22 protein-coding genes and 1 riboswitch are annotated in these 20,749 nt (G+C 43.0%); of the genes, 16 read left to right on the top strand and 6 right to left on the bottom strand.

Annotated features, from left to right (window positions below; translation table 11 throughout):
• Window positions 1–40: 40 nt before the first annotated feature.
• The 4 genes from PCY12_RS01710 to PCY12_RS01695 form a co-directional block, all read right to left on the bottom strand.
• The gene (locus PCY12_RS01710) at window positions 41–1,303 is read right to left on the bottom strand and encodes a nucleobase:cation symporter-2 family protein (RefSeq protein WP_261040903.1); all 1,263 of its coding nucleotides are present in this window, start codon (window positions 1,301–1,303) and stop codon (window positions 41–43) included.
• Complete coding sequence (locus PCY12_RS01705; RefSeq protein ID WP_301351222.1) at window positions 1,303–1,884, bottom strand: xanthine phosphoribosyltransferase; 582 nt, start codon at window positions 1,882–1,884, stop codon at window positions 1,303–1,305. The genes PCY12_RS01710 and PCY12_RS01705 overlap by 1 nt, the downstream gene beginning before the upstream one ends.
• A 123-nt stretch (window positions 1,885–2,007) precedes the next feature.
• A riboswitch (purine riboswitch) is annotated at window positions 2,008–2,103 on the bottom strand.
• A 234-nt stretch (window positions 2,104–2,337) separates the two neighbouring features.
• Window positions 2,338–2,724, bottom strand: a complete 387-nt coding sequence (locus PCY12_RS01700) for a VOC family protein (RefSeq protein ID WP_301351221.1) — start codon at window positions 2,722–2,724, stop codon at window positions 2,338–2,340.
• Window positions 2,725–2,735: 11 nt separating this feature from the next.
• Window positions 2,736–3,563: an exodeoxyribonuclease III gene (locus PCY12_RS01695; RefSeq protein ID WP_301351220.1), complete on the bottom strand. Its 828-nt coding sequence runs from the start codon at window positions 3,561–3,563 to the stop codon at window positions 2,736–2,738.
• A gap of 219 nt (window positions 3,564–3,782) precedes the next feature.
• On the opposite strand from PCY12_RS01695, the gene PCY12_RS01690 reads away from it, so the two are divergent.
• The 5 genes from PCY12_RS01690 to PCY12_RS01670 all read left to right on the top strand — a co-directional run bounded on the left by PCY12_RS01690 (window position 3,783) and on the right by PCY12_RS01670 (window position 6,795).
• Window positions 3,783–4,682, top strand: a complete 900-nt coding sequence (locus PCY12_RS01690) for a type II CAAX endopeptidase family protein (protein WP_301351219.1) — start codon at window positions 3,783–3,785, stop codon at window positions 4,680–4,682.
• On the top strand, window positions 4,666–4,953 hold the full coding sequence (locus PCY12_RS01685) for an autorepressor SdpR family transcription factor (protein WP_049511512.1): 288 nt from the start codon (window positions 4,666–4,668) through the stop codon (window positions 4,951–4,953). Before PCY12_RS01690 ends, PCY12_RS01685 begins: the two co-directional genes overlap by 17 nt.
• Window positions 4,934–5,581 carry an SdpI family protein gene (locus PCY12_RS01680; RefSeq protein ID WP_301351218.1) on the top strand — a complete coding sequence of 216 codons (648 nt, stop codon included), beginning with the start codon at window positions 4,934–4,936 and terminating at the stop codon, window positions 5,579–5,581. Before PCY12_RS01685 ends, PCY12_RS01680 begins: the two co-directional genes overlap by 20 nt.
• A 126-nt stretch (window positions 5,582–5,707) precedes the next feature.
• Window positions 5,708–6,163: a DUF3290 family protein gene (locus PCY12_RS01675; RefSeq protein ID WP_061439772.1), complete on the top strand. Its 456-nt coding sequence runs from the start codon at window positions 5,708–5,710 to the stop codon at window positions 6,161–6,163.
• Complete coding sequence (locus PCY12_RS01670; protein ID WP_084890058.1) at window positions 6,160–6,795, top strand: DUF421 domain-containing protein; 636 nt, start codon at window positions 6,160–6,162, stop codon at window positions 6,793–6,795. Before PCY12_RS01675 ends, PCY12_RS01670 begins: the two co-directional genes overlap by 4 nt.
• Here PCY12_RS01670 and PCY12_RS01665 read toward each other — a convergent pair.
• On the bottom strand, window positions 6,786–7,001 hold the full coding sequence (locus PCY12_RS01665) for a hypothetical protein (protein WP_301351217.1): 216 nt from the start codon (window positions 6,999–7,001) through the stop codon (window positions 6,786–6,788). The two genes, PCY12_RS01670 and PCY12_RS01665, sit on opposite strands and share 10 nt — an antisense overlap.
• 45 nt (window positions 7,002–7,046) lie before the next feature.
• Here PCY12_RS01665 and PCY12_RS01660 point away from each other — a divergent pair, with 45 nt between their 5' ends.
• The 11 genes from PCY12_RS01660 (at window position 7,047) to trpA (ending at window position 20,090) form a co-directional block, all read left to right on the top strand.
• Window positions 7,047–8,792, top strand: a complete 1,746-nt coding sequence (locus PCY12_RS01660; protein WP_301351216.1) for an ABC transporter transmembrane domain-containing protein — start codon at window positions 7,047–7,049, stop codon at window positions 8,790–8,792.
• The gene (locus tag PCY12_RS01655; RefSeq protein WP_301351215.1) at window positions 8,782–10,524 is read left to right on the top strand and encodes an ABC transporter ATP-binding protein; all 1,743 of its coding nucleotides are present in this window, start codon (window positions 8,782–8,784) and stop codon (window positions 10,522–10,524) included. The genes PCY12_RS01660 and PCY12_RS01655 overlap by 11 nt, the downstream gene beginning before the upstream one ends.
• A 130-nt stretch (window positions 10,525–10,654) precedes the next feature.
• Complete coding sequence (locus PCY12_RS01650) at window positions 10,655–11,347, top strand: sugar transferase (RefSeq protein ID WP_301351214.1); 693 nt, start codon at window positions 10,655–10,657, stop codon at window positions 11,345–11,347.
• A 42-nt stretch (window positions 11,348–11,389) separates the two neighbouring features.
• The gene (locus PCY12_RS01645; RefSeq protein WP_301351213.1) at window positions 11,390–12,619 is read left to right on the top strand and encodes a DegT/DnrJ/EryC1/StrS aminotransferase family protein; all 1,230 of its coding nucleotides are present in this window, start codon (window positions 11,390–11,392) and stop codon (window positions 12,617–12,619) included.
• Window positions 12,620–13,830: 1,211 nt separating this feature from the next.
• Entirely contained in the window at window positions 13,831–15,192 is a 1,362-nt protein-coding gene (trpE, locus tag PCY12_RS01640) for an anthranilate synthase component I (RefSeq protein ID WP_301351212.1), read from the top strand.
• Window positions 15,189–15,755, top strand: coding sequence for an aminodeoxychorismate/anthranilate synthase component II (locus PCY12_RS01635; protein ID WP_301351211.1), 567 nt, complete (start codon window positions 15,189–15,191; stop codon window positions 15,753–15,755). The genes trpE and PCY12_RS01635 overlap by 4 nt, the downstream gene beginning before the upstream one ends.
• Window positions 15,756–15,765: 10 nt before the next feature.
• Complete coding sequence (gene trpD, locus PCY12_RS01630) at window positions 15,766–16,770, top strand: anthranilate phosphoribosyltransferase (protein ID WP_045605814.1); 1,005 nt, start codon at window positions 15,766–15,768, stop codon at window positions 16,768–16,770.
• Entirely contained in the window at window positions 16,767–17,534 is a 768-nt protein-coding gene (gene trpC / locus PCY12_RS01625) for an indole-3-glycerol phosphate synthase TrpC (protein WP_301351210.1), read from the top strand. Before trpD ends, trpC begins: the two co-directional genes overlap by 4 nt.
• A complete protein-coding gene (locus PCY12_RS01620; protein ID WP_301351209.1) occupies window positions 17,521–18,120 on the top strand; it encodes a phosphoribosylanthranilate isomerase in 600 nt (199 codons plus the stop codon). The genes trpC and PCY12_RS01620 overlap by 14 nt, the downstream gene beginning before the upstream one ends.
• Window positions 18,098–19,321, top strand: coding sequence for a tryptophan synthase subunit beta (gene trpB / locus PCY12_RS01615; RefSeq protein ID WP_301351208.1), 1,224 nt, complete (start codon window positions 18,098–18,100; stop codon window positions 19,319–19,321). The genes PCY12_RS01620 and trpB overlap by 23 nt, the downstream gene beginning before the upstream one ends.
• On the top strand, window positions 19,314–20,090 hold the full coding sequence (gene trpA, locus PCY12_RS01610; protein WP_301351207.1) for a tryptophan synthase subunit alpha: 777 nt from the start codon (window positions 19,314–19,316) through the stop codon (window positions 20,088–20,090). Before trpB ends, trpA begins: the two co-directional genes overlap by 8 nt.
• On the opposite strand, the gene PCY12_RS01605 is transcribed toward trpA, so the two are convergent.
• Window positions 20,062–20,721, bottom strand: coding sequence for an A24 family peptidase (locus PCY12_RS01605; RefSeq protein WP_301351206.1), 660 nt, complete (start codon window positions 20,719–20,721; stop codon window positions 20,062–20,064). The genes trpA and PCY12_RS01605 overlap by 29 nt on opposite strands.
• Window positions 20,722–20,749 lie beyond the last annotated feature (28 nt).

Here is a 20,749-nt window from a genome sequence, read left to right as displayed (position 1 = left end):
CATTAGCTATAAACAAAAAAGAGGCTCACACCTCTTTTTCTTATTTCTTTTTATGATTTAATACTGCATTGAGAACAATGGCAAGTAGGCTGGCTACGACGATTCCGTTTGAGAAGAACATTTGGAAGGCTGTCGGCATGCTGACAAAGAGATTACTGTTATTTAGACCGACACCTGCAGCGATGGAGACTGCTGCGATAAGGAAGTTATGTTCATTGTTAGCAAAGTCAACACGGGCGAGGATTTGCATCCCTTGAATAGATACAAAACCAAACATCACCAGCATGGCACCACCGAGGACAGGGCTTGGAATGATTTGAGCAAGGGCGCCAAACTTAGGAAGGAGTCCAAGGAGAACCAGGAAACCAGCAGCGTAGTAGATTGGCAGGCGAGTCTTGATACCTGACAGTTTAACCAAACCAACGTTTTGTGAAAATCCTGTGTAAGGGAAGGTGTTAAAGATTCCTCCGAGAAGTACGGCCAAACCTTCTGCGCGGTAACCGTTGCGCAGGCGTGTGCTGTCGATCGGATCTTTTGTGATGTCAGACAAGGCTAGATAAACACCAGTAGACTCAACCATAGACACTGTTGCGATGATACACATCATGACAATAGATGAGATTTCAAAGGTTGGCATCCCAAAGTAGAGTGGAGTTGGGACATGGACAAGTGGTGCTGCCGCAACTGGAGAGAAGTCAACCAAGCCCATGCTAGCAGCAATGGCAGTTCCAACAACCAGACCAATCAAAATAGAGATAGACTTGATAAATCCTTTGGTAAAGATGTTAATCAAGAGGATAATCACAACGGTAATAGCGGCAAGCAAGAGACTTTGACCAGTTGGCTCTGGAACGTTATTTCCCATATTTCCAATAGCGACAGGAATCAAGGTTAAACCAATCGTGGTAATTACAGAACCTGTTACGATAGATGGGAAGAGATTGGCCACTTTTGAAAAGATGCCTGAAACAAGAACCACGTAAATACCAGATGCGATAAGGGCACCAAACATAGCGCCACTACCATGGCTTTGCCCAATCATAATCAAGGGAGCGACCGACTGGAAAGCAACTCCTAGAACGACTGGGAGTCCAATACCAAAGTATTTGTTGAGTTGGAGTTGTAGGAAGGTTGCCACCCCACACATGAAGATATCTGTAGAAATCAGGTAGGTCAACTGCTCAGCTGAATAGCCAAGGGCTGTCGCAATCATGATGGGAACCAGGATGGATCCTGAGTACATGGCTAGTAAGTGTTGCAAGCCAAGAACGGCTGCTTGCGAATGTTTTTCTTGAGTTTGCATTAGAGATCTGCCTCCTTAAATACGACTTGACCATTTTCAAAACGATCCAAACGAGCGAGTGATAGAACAGGGTAGCCTGCTTTTTCAAGCAAATCACGGCCATCTTGGAAGGATTTTTCAATCACAATACCGATAGCTTCGACTGTGGCTCCAGCTTGTTCGATGATTTGAATCAAGCCTTTAGCAGCTTGGCCATTAGCAAGGAAATCGTCGATAATCAAGACCTTGTCCTCTGGTGAGAGGAATTTTCCAGCGATAGAAACAGTGCTGGTCACTTGCTTGGTAAAGGAGTAAACTTGGGCAGTTAAGATACCTTCGTTCATAGTGATGTTTTTAGCTTTTTTAGCGAAAATCATGGGAACGTTTAAGGCTTCAGCTGTAAAAACGGCTGGAGCAATACCTGACGCTTCAATGGTTACGACCTTGGTAATGCCAGCAGCAGCGAATTTTTCCGCAAAAACCTTACCAATCTCTCGCATCAAGCTAAAGTCAACTTGGTGGGTTAAGAAGGAATCCACCTTTAGGATGTTATCACCCAAGATATGCCCATCCTTGAGGATGCGCTCTTCTAATAATTTCATAAGACCTCCTAAAGTCTAAAAGCCAATCCATTTGCTTGTTTATAGTTTCTAGCAAGAAATAGAAAAAGGACCTACTTAATCTCTAAGTAAGTCCCCAAAATAGGCATGGCAAAAACGACCATACCTCACTGCTGACTTACTTATTGTTAGGTGTTCCGGCACCTTGTAGAAACGTCGTGCCAATTCACGACATAAACAAGTAAAATGATATTCAATTTCAAATAGGCTTGAGCCAATGTTTTTATTTTACACTAAATAACTTTAGAAATCAAATATTTTATCAGTGTTTTGAAATAAAAAAACGAACAAAATGAAGAAAAATGGACGAATTCTCAATTATAAGCTAACCTTTAGAAGGTTTTTCCATCATAAAAGGCATATTATCAAGATTTTTCAAGATCTGCCAATATACCTTTCTCTAACTTTAAAGACTTTTTCCCAATCTTTATTATTCTACTCGCTAAATCTTAAAAAATAGCCATCTGGATCCAAAATCGCAAATTCATGAGGATAGATATAGTGATCCCCAACACGAAACTTTCTTTTGGTTAAGGGACGGTAAATAGGATAGTTTGCCTCCATCACTTTTTGATAGAGTTTTGGAACATCCTTTATGCCAAAGGAAATATTGACACCACGGCCGAAAGGATAGGTCAGCTGAGCTAATTCTTCTGCGCTGCCTTCTTCTAGCATAAGCTGGCAATCTTCAAGTGAGAGGAAGAGAAATTTCTCCTCTGGACGCTCGTATTCGACAGAAAATCCCAGCAAGTCGCAGTAGAAGTGGCGTGACTTTTCGAGGTCAGATACTACAAATTCAGGAATGACAGATTGATAGTCCATTAGCTTTCTCCTTAGAGCTCAATCTCCATGACAATCGGTGTATGGTCTTGGCGAGCTCCTGAGTCAATCATATCAGATTTAGTGACCTTGTCTGCGAGACGGTTACTTGTGAGCCAGTAGTCGATTCTCCAGCCTGTATTGTTGATTTTAGAAGTCTTGCTGCGCTGTGCCCACCAAGTGTAGTGTTCTGGAACATCGCCATGAATATGGCGGAAGGTGTCGGTAAATCCAGTTGCCAAAAGGTTGGTAAATCCAGCACGTTCTTCGTCGGTAAATCCAGGTGAACGGCGGTTGCTAGCAGGATTTGCAAGGTCGATTTCATTGTGGGCTACGTTGTAGTCACCGGTCGCAAGGACTGGTTTTTCTTTGTCTAGTTCAGCCAAATACTCCGCATATTTGACATCCCAGACTTGACGTTCTTCCAAGCGTTTGAGGCCGTCGCCAGCGTTTGGAGTGTAAACTTGGGTCACGAAAAATTTATCAAATTCCAAGGTGATGATGCGGCCTTCCAAGTCCATGGTAGAAGGGGCACCGATTTCTGGGAAAGTGACAGTGGGTGTGAGTTCTTTCTTATATAGGAACATGGTTCCAGCATAGCCTTTACGGGCAGGTTCTTGGGAAGAGCGCCACGTATTTTCGTAGCCTGGGAAGAGTTCTTCTAAAATTTCCAAGTGTTTCTTTGTAGGCCCCTTGGTAGAAAGTTTGGTTTCTTGGATAGCAATGATATCAGCATTTTCAGCGACCAAGGTTTGTAGGACTTCTTGGGACAATTTCGCGCGAGCTGAGTCACTAGTTAGGGCAGCATTGAGGGAATCAATATTCCATGAGATAAGTTTCATAAAGTTACCTTTTTCATTCAGATTATAGATTTTATTATACCAAAAAAAGGTCTATTTCCCCAACGTATGGTTTGAAAAATCACTCTTTAGACTTTATCATGAGAAAATAAAAATCCCCCAAACTATTTAGAAAAAAATCTAAATAGTTCTTGTGTTTAGAATAGAAAGGTGTATAATGTTATTTAGAAAAACATCTAAATAGAAAGTGAAGTTACATATATGTCAAATAAGAGAACAATCCTTCTTTTTGTGGTCTTGGCTTATGCCCTTGCTTGGATAATATGGTTGGCACTATGGATAGGTGGTGTTGGTCTAAATTCTCCATGGAGTCAACTTGCTAGTATTGTAGCCATGTGGATGCCTGCACTTGCAGTCTTTATTTTAGGGAAAATCACGAATCAACCTAGTGGAATCAAATCTAAATTAGTCGTGAATCTCAAGAGCAACTGGCGCTTTTACTTACTAGCTATCTGGTTACCAGCAGTCATCAGTTTTTTAGGAGCGGGACTTTATTTTCTTGTATTCCCTAGTAATTTCAGCCTTGGTTTTGAATCTATTCAAGCTATTTTACAAGAAAAAGGAGTCCTTCAATCAGCCATTCCCTTATCTTTCTTGGCTTTGATTCAAATCCTATCTAGTTTGACCTACGCTCCTTTTCTTAATAGTTTCTTTGCATTGGGAGAGGAAATTGGTTGGCGTGGCTATCTTTACCCAGTGCTAAGAGAACGCTTTTCACTAGTCCAGACTCATGTCTTACTTGCTCTCATTTGGAGTCTATGGCATTTACCAATCAATTTGCAAGGATATAATTATGGCCTTACTTATTTTGCTTATCCCGTTTTGGGAGTTGTTGCTATGTTTCTATCTTGTTTTAGCCTAGGAATATTGTTGAGCTGGTTGTTGGAAAAGACAGGTTCTATCTGGGCTTCTGCCCTATTTCATGGGGCAATCAATGCAACTGCAGGTATTGGGTTACTCTTCCAATTACCAGGAGAAAAAGTTTCAAGCCTCTTGATTTTAGGCCCATCACCGACCGGAATGCTATCAGTTCTACCTTGCTTATTCCTAGCCCTACTAATATTACAAAGGGAAAGGAGTCATTATGAGTTTTGCAAATAGTTTTAAAGCCTTATCTCATCCAGTTAGGAGAGAGATTTTGAATTTACTCAAAACAGGTAGATTATCTGCAGGAGAAATTGCCAGTTATTTCGAGTTGACAGGTGCAACGATTTCACACCATCTCACGATTTTGAAAGCAGCGGATTTAATTCATGAAATGAAAGAAAAAAACTTTATTTATTATGAGTTAAATACATCGGTTTTAGAGGATATAATGGTTTGGTTAGCAGAACTGAAAGGAGATCATTTTGATGAAGATAAAAATCAATAAGAAATTGGTATTATTTACGAGCATTCTCATCCTACTACCTTCCCTTGTAGGTTGTGTTTTCTGGAATCAATTACCAGAGGAGATACCCACTCATTTTAATCTACTGGGTCAAGCAGATGGCTACAATCATAAAATGTCTGCTATCTTTGGATTACCGACTCTCATGCTTTTGATGCATTGGTTGCTTCTATTTTTAATGATTAAGGATCCTAAATCTAGCAATATCAGTTCAAAAATACAAGTTTTGATTTACTGGATTATTCCTTTTGTATCTTGTCTATCAATGATTTCTATATACGGAGAATCTTTGGGTTATTCCATGATGAGTGGGCTACTAGCTCAGATTTTTATGGGAATCGTGATGATCGTAATTGGAAATTATCTACCAAAAACACACCGAAATTATATAATCGGTATTCGACTTCCGTGGACCTTGGAGAATGATGGAAACTGGAGAAAAACGCATCGCCTAGCTGGAAAAATTTGGGTATTAGGAGGATTGTTATTGTTTCTAAATTCCTTTGTGCAACTGTATGTTTACTGGGTATTCTTCTTGACACTTTTCTTTGTAGTGATAATTCCTAGTGTCTATTCTTATCAATTATCAAAATCAGAATCAGAATCTTGAAATAGCTACTGGAGTCATTAGTTTGAGAAGTTGGTCTGATATGTCTATTTCCCCAACGTATGGTTTGAAAAATCACCCTTTTTCGTTTATAATGAAGAATGATTTTATGAAAGGGAGTGGAAATAAATGAAATTTTACTCATATGACTATGTGCTAAGCCAAATCAGTCAGCAAAATGGCATCATGATTGGCTTTGGGATTGTTCTCCTAGCTATCACAGGTTTTTTTGCTTTTAAGGCTTATCGTGATAAAAAGGGGACTAAGTTTCGGGAATTGGTCATGATTTTGGCCTTGACCTTGGTAGCCATGCTTTTGGTGACAATTTCAAAATACCAGACCAATCAAGCCTCTAACAATCAATTTCAAACCTCCCTTCATTTTATAGAGGTTGTTTCCAAAGACTTGGGAGTAGATAAATCAGAAGTTTATGTCAATACTTCTGCAGCCACTGATGGAGCGCTAATCAAGGTAGGTTCAAATTTCTATCGCGCTTTGAACGGGAGCCAACCAGACAAGTATCTTTTAGAAAAATTAGAATTCAATCAAACAGACGCTATTGAATTGGTGGAGGTAAACAAATGACACTCAACTATATGGAAATTTTAATCAAACTGGCCTTGGGTCTTTTCTCGCTTGTTTTTGTTATCAATGTGACAGGAAAGGGAAATCTGGCGCCTAACTCTGCGACAGACCAAATTCAGAACTATGTTCTCGGTGGTATTCTCGGTGGGGTGATTTACAATAGTTCTATTAGCATTCTCCAGTACGCAGTGATTTTGATGATGTGGACGATTTTGGTTTTGACCCTCAAATGGCTTAATAACAATGTTCGTTTTGTCAAACACTTGATTGATGGAAAACCGACTCTCCTCATCAAAAATGGGCAGATTGATCCAGAAGCCTGTCGTTCAGTTGGTTTGTCTGCAGCGGATGTAGCCCTCAAGCTTCGTAGTCAAGGGATTTTCCAGATGAAGCAGGTCAAACGCGCTGTGCAGGAGCAAAATGGCCAACTCATCGTGGTACAAATAGGAGATGAAAATCCTAAGTATCCAGTTGTGACTGACGGTGTGATCCAAGTGGACGTCTTGGAATCGATTGGTCGTAGCGAAGAATGGCTGCTTGATAACCTCAGCAAACAAGGGCATGACAATGTAGCCAATATCTTTATCGCTGAGTATGACAAGGGTGCTGTTACAGTTGTAACCTATGAATAAGAAAAACCTGGGGTCTTGTACTCTTCGAAAATCTCTTCAAACCGCGTTAACGTCGCCTTGCCGTATGTATGGTTACTGACTTCGTCAGTTCTATCTGCAACCTCAAAACAGTGTTTTGAGCTGACTTCGTCAGTTCTATCTACAACCTCAAAGCAGTGCTTTGAGCAACCTGCGGCTAGTTTCCTGGTTTGATCTTTGATTTTCATTGAGTATTGGCCTCAGGTTTCCATTTGCAACCAGAAAGGGATTTTATGTCCATTATTCAAAAACTTTGGTGTTTTTTCAAGTTAGAAAAACGCCGTTATCTAGTCGGGATTGTGGCCTTGGTCTTGGTTTCCGTCCTCAATCTTATTCCACCTATGGTTATGGGGCGGGTCATTGATGCCATCACATCGGAGCAATTAACCCAGCAGGACCTTCTTCTTGACCTATTTTACTTGCTACTTGCGGCCTTTGGGATGTATTATCTGCGTTATGTTTGGCGCATGTATATCCTCGGGACTTCCTACCGTTTGGGACAGATTATGCGTTCTCGCTTGTTTGAGCATTTCACAAAAATGTCTCCAGCCTTTTATCAAACCTATCGGACGGGGGACTTGATGGCACACGCAACCAACGATATCAACGCCTTAACTCGTCTGGCAGGGGGCGGTGTTATGTCTGCGGTGGATGCTTCTATCACGGCGCTGGTGACCTTGCTGACCATGCTCTTTAGCATCTCATGGCAAATGACCTTGGTTGCTATTTTGCCCCTGCCTTTCATGGCTTATGCGACCAGTCGTCTAGGGAGAAAGACCCACAAGGCCTTTGGCGAATCCCAAGCTGCTTTTTCTGAACTCAATAACAAGGTGCAGGAGTCGGTATCGGGTATCAAAGTGACCAAGTCTTTCGGTTACCAGGCAGACGAGTTGAAGTCTTTTCAGGCAGTCAATGAATTAACCTTCCAAAAGAATCTCCAAACCATGAAATACGATAGTCTCTTTGACCCCATGGTTCTCTTATTTGTTGGTTCAGCCTATGTTCTAACGCTTTTGGTAGGCTCTTTGATGGTTCAGAAAGGGCAAATCACCGTTGGGAATCTAGTCACCTTTATCAGCTACTTGGATATGTTGGTCTGGCCTCTTATGGCTATTGGTTTCCTTTTTAATATCACTCAGCGAGGGAAGGTTTCTTACCAACGGATTGAGGAACTTTTATCTCAGGAATCACCTGTACAAGATCCAGAGTTTCCTTTAGAGGGTATTGAAAATGGGCGTTTGGAATATGCCATTGACAGCTTTGCCTTTGAAAATGAGAAAACACTGACAAATGTTCACTTTAGTTTGGAAAAAGGGCAAACATTGGGCTTGGTTGGTCAAACAGGCTCTGGAAAAACGTCCTTGATTAAACTCCTCTTGCGTGAATACGATGTAGATAAGGGAGCCATTTATCTGAATGACCACAATATTCGTGACTATCGTCTGACAGATCTTCGTAGTCTTATGGGCTATGTTCCTCAGGACCAGTTCCTCTTTGCGACTTCAATCTTAGACAATATCCGCTTTGGAAATCCTGATTTGCCTCTTTCAGCAGTAGAGGAGGCAACGAAGTTAGCCCAAGTTTACCAAGACATTCTAGCCATGCCCCAAGGATTTGATACGTTGATTGGTGAAAAGGGAGTCAGTCTTTCTGGTGGTCAAAAGCAGCGTCTAGCTATGAGTCGGGCTATGATTTTAGACCCTGATATCTTGATTTTGGATGATTCTTTGTCAGCCGTGGATGCCAAGACAGAGTATGCAATTATCGACAACCTCAAGGAGACGCGAAAGGAAAAGACAACCATTATTACGGCCCATCGCCTCAGTGCAGTTGTCCATGCAGATTTGATTTTGGTTCTGCAAAATGGTCAAATCATCGAACGAGGCAGGCACGAAGACCTGCTAGCTTTGAATGGCTGGTATGCCCAAACCTACCAGTCTCAGCAGTTGGAAATGAAAGGAGAAGAAGATGCAGAATAAACAAGAACAATGGGCTGTATTGAAGCGCTTGATGTCCTATCTCAAGCCTTATGGACTCCTTACCTTTTTGGCACTCAGTTTTCTCCTAGCGACGACGGTCATCAAAAGTGTCATTCCCCTTGTCGCTTCCCACTTTATTGACCAGTATCTCAGCAATCTCAACCAACTCGCTGTGACCGTTTTGCTGGTCTACTATGGTCTTTATATCATTCAAACTCTAGTTCAGTATGTCGGCAATCTTCTCTTTGCGCGCGTGTCTTACAGTATTGTTAGGGATATTCGTCGGGATGCCTTTGCCAATATGGAAAAGCTGGGCATGTCTTATTTTGACAAGACGCCAGCAGGCTCTATCGTCTCTCGTTTGACCAATGATACTGAGACCATCAGTGAGATGTTTTCGGGGATTCTCTCCAGCTTTATCTCAGCAGTTTTCATTTTTCTGACAACCCTTTATACCATGTTGGTGTTGGATTTTCGTTTGACAGCTTTGGTCTTGCTCTTTCTCCCCTTGATTTTCCTTTTGGTCAATCTCTATCGAAAAAAATCAGTGAAAATCATTGAGAAAACCAGAAGTCTCTTGTCCGATATCAATAGCAAGCTGGCTGAAAACATCGAGGGAATCAGAATAATCCAGGCCTTTAATCAAGAGAAGCGCCTGCAAGCGGAATTTGATGAGATCAACCGAGAACACTTGATCTATGCCAACCGTTCTGTAGCCTTGGATGCCCTCTTTTTGCGTCCTGCCATGAGTTTGCTGAAACTTCTAGGCTATGCTGTCTTGATGGCCTATTTTGGCTACCGTGGGCTTTATCTGGGAATAACGGCAGGAACCATGTATGCCTTTATCCAGTATATCAATCGTCTTTTTGACCCTTTGATTGAAGTAACGCAAAACTTTTCAACCCTTCAAACTTCCATGGTGTCTGCAGGCCGTGTCTTTGCCTTGATTGACGAGACGACCTATGAGCCCCTTCAAGAAAATGGCCAGTCTGAGGTCAAAGAAGGCAATATCCGTTTTGAACATGTGTGCTTCTCATATGATGGCAAACACCCGATTCTGGATGACATTTCTTTCTCCGTTAATAAGGGTGAAACCATTGCCTTTGTTGGTCATACAGGTTCTGGGAAATCTTCGATTATCAATGTTCTCATGCGCTTTTATGAATTCCAGTCAGGGCGAGTTCTCTTAGATGGTGTGGATATTAGGGCCTACAGTCAGGAAGAACTGAGAAAAAATATCGGGCTGGTCTTGCAGGAGCCCTTCCTCTATCATGGAACCATCAAGTCCAATATCGCCATGTACCAAGAAATCAGTGATGAGCAGGTTCAGGCTGCGGCAGCCTTCGTGGATGCAGATTCCTTTATTCAAGAACTTCCTTTAGGCTATGATGCACCCGTTTCCGAGCGTGGTTCGAGCTTTTCTACTGGTCAGCGTCAACTTCTTGCCTTTGCTAGAACAGTCGCCAGTCAGCCTAAAATCTTGATTTTGGATGAAGCGACAGCCAATATTGACTCTGAAACAGAAAGTCTGGTTCAAGCTTCTCTGGCTAAGATGAGACAGGGACGAACAACCATTGCCATCGCTCACCGCCTTTCTACCATCCAAGACGCCAACTGTATCTACGTATTGGACAAGGGGCGCATTATCGAGAGCGGAACCCATGAGGAACTCTTGGCCCTAGGAGGAACCTATCATAAGATGTATAGCTTGCAGGCAGGGGCCATGTCTTAATGATCTTTGATTTTCGTTGAGCATAAGAAGGAAATCCTTCAAATTACAGATTTCTTTCACCGCCTTTTCTATTTTGTGGTATAATGAAAAATGTTGACAAATAGTATAATAAAAACAAAGGAGAAACAGCATGCTGAAATGGGAAGACTTGCCCGTGGGAATGAAATCAAGCGAGGTTGAGTCTTACTACCAGCTTGTCTCTAAAAGGAAGGGTTCGCTGATTTTCAAGCGTTGTTTGGACTGGGTTTTGGCCTTGGTTGTACTGGTTCTGACCTCTCCCATCTTTCTCATTTTGAGCATTTGGATCAAGTTGGATAGCAAGGGGCCAGTGATTTACAAGCAAGAGCGCGTGACCCAGTACAATCGACCTTTCAAGATTTGGAAGTTCCGTACCATGGTGACGGATGCAGACAAAAAAGGAAGTTTGGTGACTTCTGCTAACGATAGTCGCATTACCAAGGTTGGCAATTTTATCCGCCGTGTCCGTTTGGATGAACTGCCTCAGCTGGTCAATGTCCTGAAAGGCGAAATGTCCTTTGTCGGTACGCGACCTGAAGTGCCTCGTTACACAGAGCAGTATAGCCCTGAAATGATGGCGACCTTGCTCTTACCAGCAGGGATTACCTCTCCAGCCAGCATCAACTACAAGGATGAGGACACCATCATCAGTCAAATGACGGAGAAAGGTCTGTCAGTTGACCAGGCCTATGTCGAACATGTCCTTCCTGAAAAGATGCGCTATAACCTCGCCTATCTCCGAGAGTTTAGTTTCCTTGGAGACATCAAAATCATGTTTCAAACCGTGTTTGAAGTGCTAAAATAAAGTAGTCATGAGAAAATGAGTACAGATAAAAGGAGCAAATCAATGCCAAATTACAATATTCCATTTTCACCACCCGATATTACAGAAGCAGAAATTGCTGAAGTAGCGGATACCCTGCGTTCTGGTTGGATCACAACAGGTCCTAAGACAAAAGAACTGGAGCGTCGCTTGTCTCAATATACACAGACGCCTAAGACTGTCTGTCTTAACTCTGCAACTGCCGCTCTTGAGTTGATTTTGCGTGTTTTGGAAGTGGGTCCTGGAGATGAAGTCATCGTTCCAGCCATGACTTACACAGCTTCATGTAGTGTCATCACGCACGTAGGAGCAACCTCTGTCATGGTGGATATCCAAGCAGATACGTTTGAGATGGACTATGACCTGCTTGAGCAAGCTATCACTGAAAAAACCAAGGTGATCATCCCAGTAGAGCTTGCAGGGATTGTTTGTGACTATGACCGTTTGTTCCAAGTTGTGGAAAAGAAACGTGACCTCTTTACTGCTTCAAGCAAGTGGCAAAAAGCCTTTAACCGTATCGTGATTGTTTCTGATAGTGCTCATGCTTTGGGGTCTACTTATAAAGGACAGCCAGCTGGTTCTATTGCTGACTTTACTTCCTTCTCATTCCACGCCGTTAAGAACTTTACAACGGCCGAAGGTGGGAGTGCGACTTGGAAAGCCAATCCAGCGATTGACGACGAAGAAATGTACAAGGAATTCCAAATTCTTTCCCTTCACGGGCAAACTAAGGATGCCCTTGCCAAGATGCAACTGGGGTCATGGGAATACGATATCGTTACACCAGCCTACAAGTGCAATATGACAGATATCATGGCTTCACTTGGTTTGGTACAATTGGACCGCTATCCAAGTTTGTTGCAACGTCGTAAGGACATCGTGGACCGCTATGATCGTGGTTTTGCAGGTTCTCGTATCCATCCATTGGCACACAAGAATGAAACTGTCGAATCTTCACGCCACCTCTACATCACCCATGTAGAAGGAGCGAGCTTAGAAGAACGCAATCTTATTATCCAAGAATTAGCTAAAGCAGGAATTGCCAGTAACGTCCACTACAAACCACTTCCTCTTTTGACAGCCTATAAGAATCTTGGTTTTGATATGGCGAACTATCCTAAGGCCTATGCCTTCTTTGAAAATGAAATTACACTCCCTCTTCACACTAAATTAAGCGATGAAGAAGTGGACTATATCATTGAGACTTTCAAAACAGTTTCTGAAAAAGTACTAGCTTCATCAAAAAAATTGTAAAAAAGTCTTGACAAAGAAAAAACAAAGTATTAAAATAAGTTCAACAAATCAGAAAAGTAACTATTTTTGATCTTCAGGGAGCCTGTGGTGATTGTGAACAGGTGGTTGGAAGTAGTGAAAGTGGGCTGATTTTAAAAATGAATTTGAAACAATGAAAATTCGGTGCGCACACCTTACAGTGCAACTTGTTGTTAGACAAGGCAGAGATGTAAAGGGGAATAGTCCCTTTATAATTGAGGTGGCACCGCGTTACCAACGCCCTCACATGGAAGTTTATTCTGTGTGTGGGCTTTTTTCTATCCGTCATTTTGTTTATCTTTTATTAGGGCGTTAAGTCGCTTTGATGAACTTATACTCAATGAAAATCAAAGAGCAAACTAGGAAACTAGCCGCAGGTTGCTCAAAACACTGTTTTGAGGTTGTGGATAGAACTGACGAAGTCAGTAACCGCACTACGATAAGGCGACGTTGACGCGGTTTGAAGAGATTTTCGAAGAGTATGAAGGTGTACCGAAATGAACATCTCATCATCAATGTCTCTGGTCGTGGAGACAAGGACGTAGCTGCGATTGCAGACTACCTAGAAGCTAAAAAATAAAAGATGGAAAAATTACAGTCCTTTCTCTCACAGAGAGCTTGTGGTTGCTGGAAACAAGCAGAGAAAGCTGTAAGGTTGGGTCCATCTGAAACGAGAGAAGAAAACATAATTCTCAAGGGAGTGCCCTTTATCGCACAGCCTGTTACAGGAGGTATCTGAGACAGGAATGAGAGATAGGAGAAATCCTATAATTGAGGTGGCACCGCGAATCTCGTCCTCACGCAAGTTGTTTTGCGTGGGGATTTTTATATGTTTATTATAGGTTCAGCTGTTTAGTTTTAAATTATTGCTCATTATTAAATAGATTGCTACAAAAAATTTGCGAACGAAGTGAGCTTTTAAAAGATATTTCCCGCATAGTGGTATCCTATGGAAGCAAATATGCTTCTATAGGATGGAATTTTTGAGAGTAAAATAGTTCGGGGAACTATTTTAGCCTGAGCCTAGAAATGAATGAGCGAGGAGCTCAAAAATTAGGTCTTTCATTTCTTGGATTGCTAAAATCATCCACTGGATAATTTTACCTCCCGTCCGCACTATTTAAGGGAAATAGAAAAAAATAATAAATTAACACTAAAAGTCTATAAAGAAAAGAATCGAAAGGGAAATTACAATGGAACGAATCATTCATGGAGATGTCTTATCACCAATCTTGGCTTATATGCGCCTAAAGGGGCAACACAAGGTTATCTTAGAGAGTATTCCGAGAGACAAGGAAACAGCTCGTTTTTCTATCTTAGCCTATAATCCAGTTTTTGAGATTAAGTTTGAAAATGGAGTCCTTTATCAAAATGGTCAAGTGATTGATCGGGATCCCTTGGATTTCCTTTATGAAGTGACTCATAAGAGCCAGCACCATTCAGATCTACCTTTTGGTGGTGGGGCAATTGGTTTTGTTGGTTACGATATGATTTCGCTTTATGAAGAAATTGGTCAAATCCCTCAAGATACGATTGGAACGCCAGACATGCATTTCTTCGTCTATGAGAGTTACATGGTCTTTGATCACAAGAAGGAAAAAATCCATGTCATCGAGGATGCTCTCTATAGTGAGCGTAGTCAAGAAGACTTGGAGGAAGCCTTGAACCAAGTGCTTGAGGAATTACGCATTCCTGCTCCAAATGAATTTGAAGATTTGGATTTATCACCACTTGACTTCAAACCCCATATCGCTCCTCAGAAGTTTGAGGAAATGGTGGAAACCGCTCGTGATTTGATTCGTAATGGAGATATGTTCCAATGCGTGCTCAGTCAGCGCTTCTCAGCAGAAGTTACTGGAAATCCATTTGATTTCTACAGAAATCTCCGCGTGACTAATCCTTCTAATTACCTTTATTTCTATGATTTTGGTGATTATCAAATCATCGGTGCCAGTCCAGAAAGTTTGGTTTCTGTCAAAAATGGCATCGTAACAACCAATCCGATTGCAGGGACACGACCAAGAGGAGCTACGGATGAAGAAGACAAGGCTTTGGCGACAGACCTGCTTTCGGATGAGAAGGAAACAGCAGAGCATCGAATGTTAGTAGACTTGGGTCGTAATGATATTGGCCGCATCTCTGAAACGGCCAGTGTCCAAGTCACCAAGTATATGGAAGTGGAGCTCTTCCGTTATGTTATGCATTTGACCAGTGTGGTCAAGGGGCGTTTGCTTCCAGAACTCACTGCTATGGATGCCTTGAAAGCAACACTTCCTGCTGGAACTGTTTCTGGAGCACCAAAAATTCGCGCGATGAGACGCATCTATGAACTGGAAACGGAAAAACGGGGCGTATACGCAGGAGCAATCGGCTACTTGTCTGCGACGGGTGATATGGATTTCGCCATTGCCATCCGAACCATGATTCTCAAAAATCAAACAGCCTATGTGCAGGCTGGGGCAGGGATTGTCTACGATTCTATCGCCCAAAACGAATACCAAGAAACCATTAATAAGGCTAAATCTATGACTAGAATTGGAGAACTAAGACCATGATTTTATTGATTGACAACTATGATTCTTTTACCTATAACTTGGCCCAATACATTGGGAATTTTGCAGAAGTACAGGTCTTGAGAAATGATGTTCCCAAGCTGTATGAAGAAGCTGACAAAGCAGATGGTCTGGTCTTTTCTCCTGGTCCTGGTTGGCCAGTTGATGCTGGAAAGATGGAAGACATGATTCGTGATTTTGCAGGTAAGAAGCCGATTTTAGGGATTTGTTTGGGCCACCAAGCCATTGCAGAAGTCTTTGGTGGTAAGTTAGGTTTGGCTCCAAAAGTCATGCATGGGAAACAGAGCAATATCCGCTTTGAAGCGCCATCTGTTCTCTATCAAGGTATTGAGGACGGCCGTGCGGTCATGCGTTACCACAGTATTTTAATTGAAGAAATGCCAGAAAACTTTGAAGTGACAGCTCGTTCGACTGATGACCAAGTCATCATGGGGATTCAACACAAAACACTTCCAATTTATGGCTTCCAGTACCATCCAGAGAGTATCGGAACGCCAGACGGCTTGTCTTCTATTCGGAATTTTATCGAGAAGGTTGTAAAGTGAGGAAACTAGGATGAAAGAGATTATTGAAAAACTGGCAAAATTTGAAAATTTATCAGGTGTGGAAATGACGGACGTCATTGAGCGTATCGTAACTGGGCGTGTAACGGAGGCGCAGATTGCTTCTCTCCTTTTAGCTCTTAAGATGAAGGGGGAAACACCTGAAGAACGCACAGCCATTGCCCAAGTTATGAGAGGACATGCCCAACACATTCCAACTGAGATTCATGATGCCATGGACAACTGTGGTACAGGTGGGGACAAGTCTTTCAGCTTTAACATCTCCACAACTGCAGCCTTTGTCTTGGCTGGTGGCGGTGTTCACATGGCCAAGCATGGTAACCGCTCGATTTCTTCTAAATCTGGTTCTGCAGATGTCCTAGAAGCCTTGGGCATCAACCTAGACCTCAAACCAGCTGAACTAGGTAAGGTCTTTGATAAAACTGGCATCGTCTTTCTCTTTGCTAAAAATATGCACCCAGCAATGAAATACATCATGCCAGCTCGTTTGGAATTGGGAATTCCAACGATTATGAACTTGACTGGTCCACTGATTCACCCAATGGCCTTGGAAACACAGCTTCTTGGAATTAGTCGTCCAGAACTGCTAGAAAGTACAGCTCAGGTATTGAAAAATATGGGTCGCAAACGTGCCATCGTGGTTGCTGGGCCAGAAGGATTGGATGAAGCTGGTTTGAATGGAACAACCAAGATAGCTCTTCTTGAAAATGGCGAAATCACCTTGTCAAGCTTTACTCCAGAGGATTTGGGAATGGAGCGCTACGCTATCGAAGATATTCGTGGAGGGAATGCTCAGGAAAATGCAGAAATTTTGCTCAGCGTTCTTAAAAATGAACCAAGTCCATTCTTGGAAACGACAGTTTTAAATGCTGGTCTTGGTTTCTATGCTAATGGTAAGGTTGATAGCATCAAGGAAGGAGTTGCTTTAGCTCGTCAAGTCATTGCTAGTGGCAAGGCCCTTGAAAAACTCAGACTGTTACAGGAGTACCAAAAATGAGTCAGGAATTTTTAGCACGAATTTTGGAGCAGAAGGCGCGTGAGGTTGAGCAGATGGAGCTGGAGGAAATCCAGCCCCTGCGCCAGACCTATCGCTTGGCAGAATTTTTGAAGAATCATCAGGACCGCTTGCAGGTAATCGCTGAGGTCAAGAAGGCTAGCCCTAGTTTGGGAGATATCAATCTCGATGTGGATATTGTGCAACAGGCCCAGACTTATGAAGCGAACGGAGCAGTGATGATTTCTGTTCTGACAGATGAAGTTTTCTTTAAAGGACATTTGGATTATCTACGGGAGATTTCCAGTCAGGTAAACATTCCGACGCTTAACAAGGACTTTATTATCGATGAAAAGCAAATCATCCGCGCTCGCAATGCAGGTGCAACAGTTATCTTACTCATTGTGGCTGCCTTGTCAGAAGAACGTCTTAAGGAACTGTATGACTATGCGACGGAACTTGGTCTGGAAGTTTTAGTGGAGACTCACAATCTTGCTGAACTAGAGGTGGCTCATAGACTTGGTGCGGAGATTATCGGGGTCAACAACCGCAACTTGACAACCTTTGAAGTTGACTTGCAGACCAGTGTAGCTTTGGCTAAACATTTCAAAGATGATTGCTTGTACATTTCTGAATCTGCTATTTTCACAGGGCAGGATGCGGAACGAGTAGCGCCATACTTTAACGGAATTTTAGTAGGGACAGCTCTCATGCAGGCAGAAGATGTGGCCCAGAGAATCAAGGAGTTGCAGATTGACAAAGATTAAAATTTGCGGACTATCTACCAAAGAAGCGGTGGAAACAGCTGTATCAGCAGGAGCAGACTACATCGGTTTTGTCTTCGCACCTAGTAAAAGACAGGTGACTTTGGAAGAGGCTGCTGAGCTGGCAAAGCTTATTCCTGCAGATGTCAAAAAGGTTGGTGTATTTGTTTCACCAAGTCGGGCAGAACTGCTAGAAGCGATTGACAAAGTTGGCTTGGACTTGGTTCAAGTTCACGGTCAGGTGGCAGATGATTTGTTTGAGAATTTGCCTTGTGCCAGTATTCAGGCTGTGCAGGTGGATGGAGAGGGACATGTACCCAATTCTCAGGCAAACTATCTACTCTTTGATGCCCCTGTGGCTGGGAGTGGCCAGACCTTTGACTGGGGCCAACTGGATACGACAGAACTAGCTCAGCCATTTTTCATCGCAGGTGGGCTTGACGAAGACAATGTAGTAAAAGCAATTCAACACTTTACTCCCTATGCAGTAGATGTATCAAGCGGAGTGGAGACAGATGGACAAAAAGATCATGAAAAGATTAGAAGATTTATAGAGAGGGTAAAGAATGGCATATCAAGAACCAAATAAAGATGGATTTTACGGAAAATTCGGCGGACGTTTTGTCCCAGAAACATTGATGACAGCAGTTTTGGAGTTGGAGAAGGCCTACCGTGAAAGTCAGGCTGACCCAAGTTTCCAAGAGGAATTAAACCAACTTTTGCGCCAGTATGTGGGACGTGAAACTCCTCTTTACTACGCAAAAAACTTGACCCAGCATATCGGCGGAGCCAAGATTTATCTCAAACGTGAAGACCTTAACCATACAGGGGCCCACAAGATTAACAATGCCTTGGGACAAGTTCTTCTGGCTAAACGCATGGGCAAAAAGAAAATTATTGCTGAAACAGGTGCTGGTCAGCACGGTGTGGCAACTGCAACTGCTGCATCCCTCTTTAACATGGAATGTACTATCTACATGGGTGAGGAAGATGTTAAACGCCAAGCACTCAATGTGTTCCGTATGGAGCTTTTGGGAGCTAAGGTCGAGGCAGTGACAGACGGTTCGCGCGTGCTCAAGGATGCGGTCAATGCAGCTCTTCGTTCATGGGTGGCAAATATCGACGACACCCACTATATCCTTGGTTCTGCCTTGGGGCCTCATCCATTCCCAGAAATCGTTCGTGACTTCCAAAGTGTCATTGGTCGAGAAGCTAAACAACAGTATCGCGATATGACAGGTCAAGATCTGCCAGATGCCCTAGTAGCTTGTGTTGGTGGTGGGTCGAATGCCATCGGTCTCTTCCATCCCTTTGTAGAAGATGAGTCAGTAGCTATGTATGGAGCTGAAGCAGCAGGACTTGGTGTGGATACAGAGCACCACGCAGCTACCTTGACCAAGGGTCGTCCGGGTGTCCTTCACGGTTCCCTCATGGATGTGCTCCAAGATGCCCATGGTCAAATTCTTGAAGCCTTCTCTATCTCAGCAGGTTTGGACTATCCTGGTATCGGTCCAGAACATTCTCACTACCACGATATTAAACGTGCCAGCTATGTCCCTGTGACAGACGAAGAAGCCTTGGAAGGATTCCAACTCTTGTCTCGTGTGGAAGGGATTATCCCAGCCTTGGAATCTAGCCACGCTATTACCTTTGCGGTGAAATTGGCCAAAGAACTTGGACCAGACAAGTCCATGATTGTCTGCCTATCGGGTCGTGGGGACAAGGATGTGGTTCAAGTCAAGGACCGCTTGGAAGCAGATGCAGCAAAGAAGGGAGAAGCTCATGCCTAAGACACTAACAGAAAAATTGAATGCTATAAAAGCAACTGGAAAAGGAATTTTCGTTCCCTATATCATGGCTGGAGACCACGAAAAAGGTTTGGATGGACTAGGAGAAACAATCCACTTTTTAGAAGATTTGGGTGTTTCGGCTATTGAAGTGGGTATTCCCTTTTCAGACCCAGTTGCAGATGGGCCTGTTATCGAAGAAGCTGGCTTGCGCAGTTTAGCCCACAGGACCTCTACCCAGGCTTTGGTCGAAACCTTGAAAACCATTGAAACAGAGATCCCGCTGGTCATCATGACCTACTTCAACCCCCTCTTTCAGTACGGTGTTGAGAACTTTGTCAAAGATTTGGCAGATACAGCGGTTAAGGGTTTGATTATTCCAGACCTGCCTCATGAGCATGTCAACTTTGTGGAGCCATTTTTGGCAGATACAGACATTGCTTTGATTCCTCTAGTTAGTTTGACAACAGGCCTTGACCGCCAAAAAGAGTTGATCAAGGGAGCAGAAGGCTTCGTCTATGCCGTTGCCATCAATGGGGTGACAGGGAAGTCAGGCAATTACCGTGCAGACTTGGACAAGCACTTGGCACAACTTCATCAAGTGGCTGACATTCCAGTCTTGACAGGATTTGGCGTATCTAGTCAAGACGATGTAGAACGTTTCAATGCGGTATCAGATGGCGTTATCGTTGGTTCGAAAATTGTAAAAGCTCTCCACCAAGGAGAGCAGATTGAGGACTTTATCAAACAAGCAGTAGCTTACCAAAAATAATCACACAAGTAGCGAGTAAGAGGAAAGGCACGAAAGGAAGTCTTTCCTTTTTCTTTTGCAGGAGAAAGGCTAGAATTCCCGTTGCAGAAGCAAACTGAATCAAGATGAGTAATTCGGTTGCGCTAAAGACGAGAGAGCAGGAAGCTAAAAAGAGAAAATCCCCTGCGCCCATGCGGATATCGATAAAATGAGCCACAATTCCAAGAGCAAGGAAGAAGACCATGACTAGATTCCAGCCAGAGGAAGCCATGAGGATTAGGTGGAAAGTCATCCAGACCAGTAAGGGATATTCCTGATGGCGAAAGTCGTAGATGCCCAAGGTCAAACCAGCGGTGATTAGGACGACTTGCCCCAAGGAAAGCAATTCCCAAGACCAAGCCAGAAAGAGGAGCCCTAAGCCTAGTTCCAAAAGGGCATACCAGACTGGATAAGGAGACTTGCAGTAGCGACAGCGAAAGCGATTAAAAACCTGCGAGAGAATCGGAATCAAATCTAAGGAGCGCAAGCGAGTCTGACAGGAATCGCAGTGACTAGCAGGTTGGATAATGGATTGCTCTGGAAAACGGTCAATGACTAAACCAAGAAAGGAAGCGAGAATGCTCCCAACAAGAAAAAAATAAAAATCAATCATACTTATCTATTCGTAAAAAATGGGAGAA

This window comes from Streptococcus sp. SPS1, assembly GCF_030439915.1.
In the GTDB taxonomy this organism is placed as follows: Bacteria; Bacillota; Bacilli; order Lactobacillales; family Streptococcaceae; genus Streptococcus.
The sequence above is the reverse complement of the archived record's forward strand: the minus strand, read 5'-3'. Positions and strand labels throughout refer to the sequence as shown.